The following is a 4,920-nucleotide window of genomic DNA, read 5'->3' as shown; positions in this document are numbered from 1 at the left end:
CGGTCACGGTGGATTCGGTGCTGCTGCACGGCGACAACCCCGGCGCCGTCGAACTCGCCCGCCTGCTCCGTGCCGAACTCGAAGCCGCCGGCGTCGAGATCGCTGCCCCGGATGCCGCCTCATGAGCACGTCGAGCGTTCTGGCGGCGACCGATGCAGGGATCGACATCATGCCGTGCGGGCCGGCGGCCGTCCGTGTGGTGGGCGCCACGGGTGACGCCGAACGCGACTGGCGGACGGTGCACCATCTGGCGCGGCGACTGACGGAGCTCGCACCGACCGGGCTTCTGGGCTGCATCCCGACGTATGACACGGTGCTCGTCGAATTCGACGCGATGGCCGTCGACGCGTCCGTGATGGTCGGCATCGTCGAGGAGACGGCGTCGCAGATCGATGCGGATGCCGAGCTCAGCACCCAGCCGCGGCACTTCGATGTGCCGGTCGTCTACGGCGGCGAATACGGTCCCGACCTTGCCGACGTCGCCCGGATCACCGGGCTGGATGCGGAGGAGGTCATCCGTCTGCACTCCACGCCCCTGTACGTGGTGCGGTGCCTGGGCGCGCCCGGCGGCTCGCCGATGCTCGACGGGCCCGCGTTCCCCGTGCCGATTCCACGACTCCCGAACCCCCGTGCGCACGTGCCCGTGGGCAAGGTGTCCGTCGCGGGTCGCCAGGCGACGATCACGCCGACAGCAGCTCCCGGCGGATGGTGCCTGGTCGGGGCGACGCCGCTGGTGCTCTTCGACATCGACCAGCCGTCACCGGTGCCGTATCGGCCGGGTGACACCGTGAGCTTCCACCGCATCGGCGTGGGGGAGTACCGCAGCCTCGAGGGCACACGGCTCACCGCGGCGGAGGTGGGGGAATGAGCGGCACCGTCACCGTCCTCGCGGCAACGATGGCCGCCGTCACCGACCTGGGACGTGCGCAGGGACCGGCACTCGGACTCGCAGCGGGCGGCGCGCTCGACCAGAGCTCCGCACGCGTGGCCAACACCCTGGTCGGCAACCGCGACGCGGCACCGCTCATCGAGATCACCGCCTTCGACTTCTCCTTCCGCACCGACACCGACATCCTCATCGCCGTGACGGGTGCGCGGATGGACGTGTACGTCGACGACATCCCCACGCCCATGTGGGCGCCGGTATTCGTCCAGGCCGGGCAGAAGGTCGAGCTCGAGAACATGTCCGCAGGCCTGCGCGCCTATGTCGCCGTGCACGGGTCGTTCGAGGTCCCTCTGCTTATCGGCAGCTGCGCGCCGGACGCCGCCGCGGGTTTCGGCTCGCTGCTCGCCGCCGACACCACTCTCGCCCTGCATGCGAGCACCGCACCCCTGACCCAGGAGGCGGCGGATGTGCTGGCATTGTTCGACCTCGGCGTCGACGTGCCGTACTTCGGACCGGGCACCGTCATCGACGTCACCGACGGGCCCGACATCGACGAGTTCGCCGGCACCGTGCTGCGCCTGTTCGCAGCGCCGTTCCGCATCACCGACAAGAGCAACCACATCGGGCTGCGCATGACCGGACGGCTCCCGGTACGCGAGGTCACCCACGAGATCCTGTCCCGCGGCGTCCCCATCGGCGCTGTCGAGATCCCGCCCGGAGACGAACTCGTCGTCCTCCACCGCGGCCGCGGCGTGACCGCCGGCTACCCCGTGCTCGCGGTCGTCACGCCCGTCTCGCTCGACACCCTCGCCCAGGTACGCCCCGGGGAACACGTCCGCTTCCGGCACGCCACGCTGCGCTCGGCCGCCGCCGACGCCCACTACTGGCACCACCGACTCCAGAACCTCCGACACAGCGTCGACGCCGCGTACACGCACGTCGGCCGCCCCGATCTGCGCTGCGCCGCATAGCGCGAACGCCAAGACACGACAGGAAGGCAGCACATGCCATACACCGACTACGAGACCGCCCTCGTCACGGGCGCATCCACCGGAATGGGGGCGGCGATCGTGGAGAAGTTCCGCGAACGCGGTCTGACCGTGCACGCCGTGGCGCGGGACGCCTCCCGGCTCGGCGAACTCGCCGCTCGCACCGGAGCCATCCCGCACCCCATGGACCTCGCCGACGTGGACGCCATCGAGAGCGAACTCGGCGGCCTCCACATCGACGTTCTCGTCAACAACGCCGGAGTCAGCGCACCCGGAAACATCCTCGACGCCTCCCGTCAGACCGTCGACGCCATGGTGGACGTCAACCTGCGCGCGATCCTGCACCTGGCCCGGCTGTTCCTGCCCGGCATGGTCGAACGCGACCTCGGACACGTGGTGAACCTGTCGAGCATCGCGGGCCGGTACAACTTCTTCGGCCATACGGCCTACCACGCCACCAAGGCCGCGGTGGCGCAGATCTCCCGGCAGCTGCGCAACGACACCGTCGGCAAGCGCATCCGGGTGACCGAGATCTGCCCCGGGCGCGTGGAGACCGAGATCTTCGGCCGCAACATGGGCGGCACCCCTGAGGCGCTCGCCGAAGCGTGGGCCACGTATTACGAGGGGTACGAGTCGCTGACGACCGACGACATCGTCGCGACGGTCGACTTCGCCATCGCGGCACCCCGTCACGTCAATCTCGGGCTGATCGAGATCATGCCCACATTCCAGGTCCCCGGGGGACTCACATTCGACAGAAGGGAAGTCTGAGCGTGATGCAGACGCCGCACGTGACGACCCGCATCCAGCGGGCCGACACGGATTCGATCGCACGGCTCGGCCGGTACACGGCCGCAACCATCCATGAGGCGCAGGGACGGCGCGGAGCCGTTTCGTCGTCGATCAAGCCGATCGACCGCGACATGACCTTCGTCGGCTCGGCGTTCACCGTGGTGTGCGCGCCGCGCGACAACGTCATGCTGCAGGTCGCCATCCACTTTGCGCAGCCCGGCGATGTGCTGATCGTCGCGGCCGGCGAGCTGCGGGACGCGGGCCTGTTCGGGGATGTGCTCGGCAACGCGGCGAAGGCCAAGGGCATCGCCGCCGTCGTGACCGACAGCGGCGTGCGCGACACACAGGAGCTGCGGGCGCTCGGGCTTCCGGTGTTCTCCGGCTCCGTGTCGATCCGCGGCACGGTGAAGGAGACGCTCGGCCGCATCAATCAGCCGGTCGTGTTCGGCGGGGAGCTGATCTGCCCCGGTGACGTCATCAAGGGCGACGCCGACGGGGTCGTCGTGGTGCGCCGCGCCGAGGTCGATGAAGTGTCCGAACTGTCCCGGGCCCGCGACGAGCACGAGGCCGAGCTGATCGACCTGTACAAGGCGGGCGGCACCACCATCGACCTGTGCGGGCTGCACACCGTGCTGCGCGACAAGGGGATCACGACCGACCTGGACGACGAAGACCCCGACCAGGGACTGGGGGTGCCGGCATGAGCGGCACCGCACCCGGTGAGCCCATCACCGTCCCGGACGACTTCACCCCTGCGGCACGGGTGCTGCGGATCCGGGAGTCTCCGAGCGTCGCCGCCTCGGCGCGCGCCCGCGACCTCAAGGCGCAGGGCCGCACGATCATCGACTTCACTGTCGGGGAGCCCGACTTCGACACCCCCCGGAACGTGAAGGATGCCGCGATCGCCGCGATCGAGGCGGGTCAGACGAAGTACACCGCCGTCAACGGGACGCCGGCCCTGCGCGCGGCCATCCGGTCACGGATGCTCCGCACCAGCGGAATCGAGTACACCGACCCGCAGCTCACGATCGGCGGCGGCGGGAAGCAGGTCATCTACATGGCCTTCGCCGCAACCCTCGACCCGGGCGACCAGGTGATCATCCCGACTCCGTACTGGGTCTCGTATCCCGACATGGTCCTCGCGAACGACGGCACCCCCGTGATCGTCAGCACCCGACCGGACTCGGCCTACAAACTGACGCCCACCGCGCTCGAGGCCGCCATCACCGACCGTACGAAGTGGCTGGTGCTCAACACGCCCAGCAACCCGATCGGCGTCCTGTACACGCCCGCGGAGCTGGCCGCCCTGGCCGAAGTCCTCGAGCGGTATCCCCACGTCTGGGTGCTGTCCGACGAGATCTACGACGAAATCCTGTACACGTCGCAGCCGTTCGCCGGTGTCGCTGCGGCGATGCCCGGTATCCGGTCCCGGGTCTTCACCGTCAACGGGGTGTCGAAGACGTACGCGATGACCGGATGGCGGCTGGGCTACGGCGTCGGCGATCCCCGGTTGATCGCGGCGATCAACAAGTTGCAGAGCCAGGTCTCGTCCTGCCCGTCGTCGATCAGCCAGGCCGCCGCGGCCGAGGCGCTCACCGGCGACCAGTCGTTCGTGACGGACTGCGTCGGGGCGTACCGGTCGCGTCGTGACCTGGCGCTGCGGCTTATCGGGGCGATCGACGGGCTCACCCCGATCACACCGGACGGCGCGTTCTACCTCTATATCGGCTGCGGCGACCTGATCGGCCGGCACACGGCATCCGGGGCGCAGCTGCGCACCGACGAAGACGTGACCCTGTTCCTCCTCGAAGCGGCCGGTGTCGCCGTGATCCAGGGGTCCGCCTACGGGACGGCGCCCTTCTTCCGCATGTCGTTCGCGACGTCCGAGAGTGTCATCGAGGCCGGGGCCGCGGCGATCGCCGGCGCGGTCGCGACACTGCGCTGACCGCACCCGCCCGCCGCCCCACCCGGAAAGAGCAGAGATGCCGGAATCGAACAACCGACAGCGCGCCGTCGTGGCGGTGCCCCTGCCCGAAGAGCTGTGCGCGCTGATCCAGCAGCTCGAGCCCCGACTCGACGTGATCCGAGACCACAGCCTGTACCACCCGATGCGGGGACCGGCCGACTGGTCGGGAGATCCCGGATTCCGGCGCACCCCGGAGCAGCAGCAGCGATTCGACACGATGGTCGACTCCGCGGACGTGCTGTTCGGGATTCCCGACGTCGATCCGGCCGCGCTGGCCAGGACCGTCG

5 protein-coding genes and 2 pseudogenes are annotated in these 4,920 nt (G+C 69.6%); all 7 read left to right on the top strand.

What is annotated here, in order from left to right; translation table 11 throughout:
- A pseudogene (locus tag VJR25_RS05750) lies at positions 1–125 on the top strand (LamB/YcsF family protein); the annotation flags it as partial.
- Positions 122–868 (top strand): 5-oxoprolinase subunit B family protein, encoded by a 747-nt coding sequence (locus VJR25_RS05745; protein WP_324113455.1) that lies wholly within the window; start codon positions 122–124, stop codon positions 866–868. The pseudogene VJR25_RS05750 and the gene VJR25_RS05745, both read left to right, overlap by 4 nt.
- A complete protein-coding gene (locus VJR25_RS05740; RefSeq protein ID WP_324113453.1) occupies positions 865–1,857 on the top strand; it encodes a biotin-dependent carboxyltransferase family protein in 993 nt (330 codons plus the stop codon). Before VJR25_RS05745 ends, VJR25_RS05740 begins: the two co-directional genes overlap by 4 nt.
- A gap of 33 nt (positions 1,858–1,890) precedes the next feature.
- Complete coding sequence (locus tag VJR25_RS05735) at positions 1,891–2,646, top strand: SDR family oxidoreductase (RefSeq protein WP_324113451.1); 756 nt, start codon at positions 1,891–1,893, stop codon at positions 2,644–2,646.
- A gap of 5 nt (positions 2,647–2,651) precedes the next feature.
- Positions 2,652–3,371, top strand: a complete 720-nt coding sequence (locus VJR25_RS05730; protein ID WP_324113449.1) for a 4-carboxy-4-hydroxy-2-oxoadipate aldolase/oxaloacetate decarboxylase — start codon at positions 2,652–2,654, stop codon at positions 3,369–3,371.
- Positions 3,368–4,612: an aspartate transaminase gene (locus tag VJR25_RS05725; RefSeq protein ID WP_324113447.1), complete on the top strand. Its 1,245-nt coding sequence runs from the start codon at positions 3,368–3,370 to the stop codon at positions 4,610–4,612. The genes VJR25_RS05730 and VJR25_RS05725 overlap by 4 nt, the downstream gene beginning before the upstream one ends.
- Positions 4,613–4,649: 37 nt before the next feature.
- Positions 4,650–4,920: pseudogene (locus VJR25_RS05720) on the top strand (D-2-hydroxyacid dehydrogenase); the annotation flags it as partial.

The organism is Microbacterium sp. (genome assembly GCF_035277845.1).
Taxonomy (GTDB): Bacteria; Actinomycetota; Actinomycetes; order Actinomycetales; family Microbacteriaceae; genus Microbacterium.
The sequence above is the reverse complement of the archived record's forward strand: the minus strand, read 5'-3'. Positions and strand labels throughout refer to the sequence as shown.

Coding starts and splice junctions, on each gene's coding strand:
- VJR25_RS05725 (WP_324113447.1), top strand. CDS start 3,368: ATGAGCGGCACCGCACCCGGTGAGCCCATCACCGTCCCGGACGACTTC.
- VJR25_RS05740 (WP_324113453.1), top strand. CDS start 865: ATGAGCGGCACCGTCACCGTCCTCGCGGCAACGATGGCCGCCGTCACC.
- VJR25_RS05730 (WP_324113449.1), top strand. CDS start 2,652: ATGCAGACGCCGCACGTGACGACCCGCATCCAGCGGGCCGACACGGAT.
- VJR25_RS05745 (WP_324113455.1), top strand. CDS start 122: ATGAGCACGTCGAGCGTTCTGGCGGCGACCGATGCAGGGATCGACATC.
- VJR25_RS05735 (WP_324113451.1), top strand. CDS start 1,891: ATGCCATACACCGACTACGAGACCGCCCTCGTCACGGGCGCATCCACC.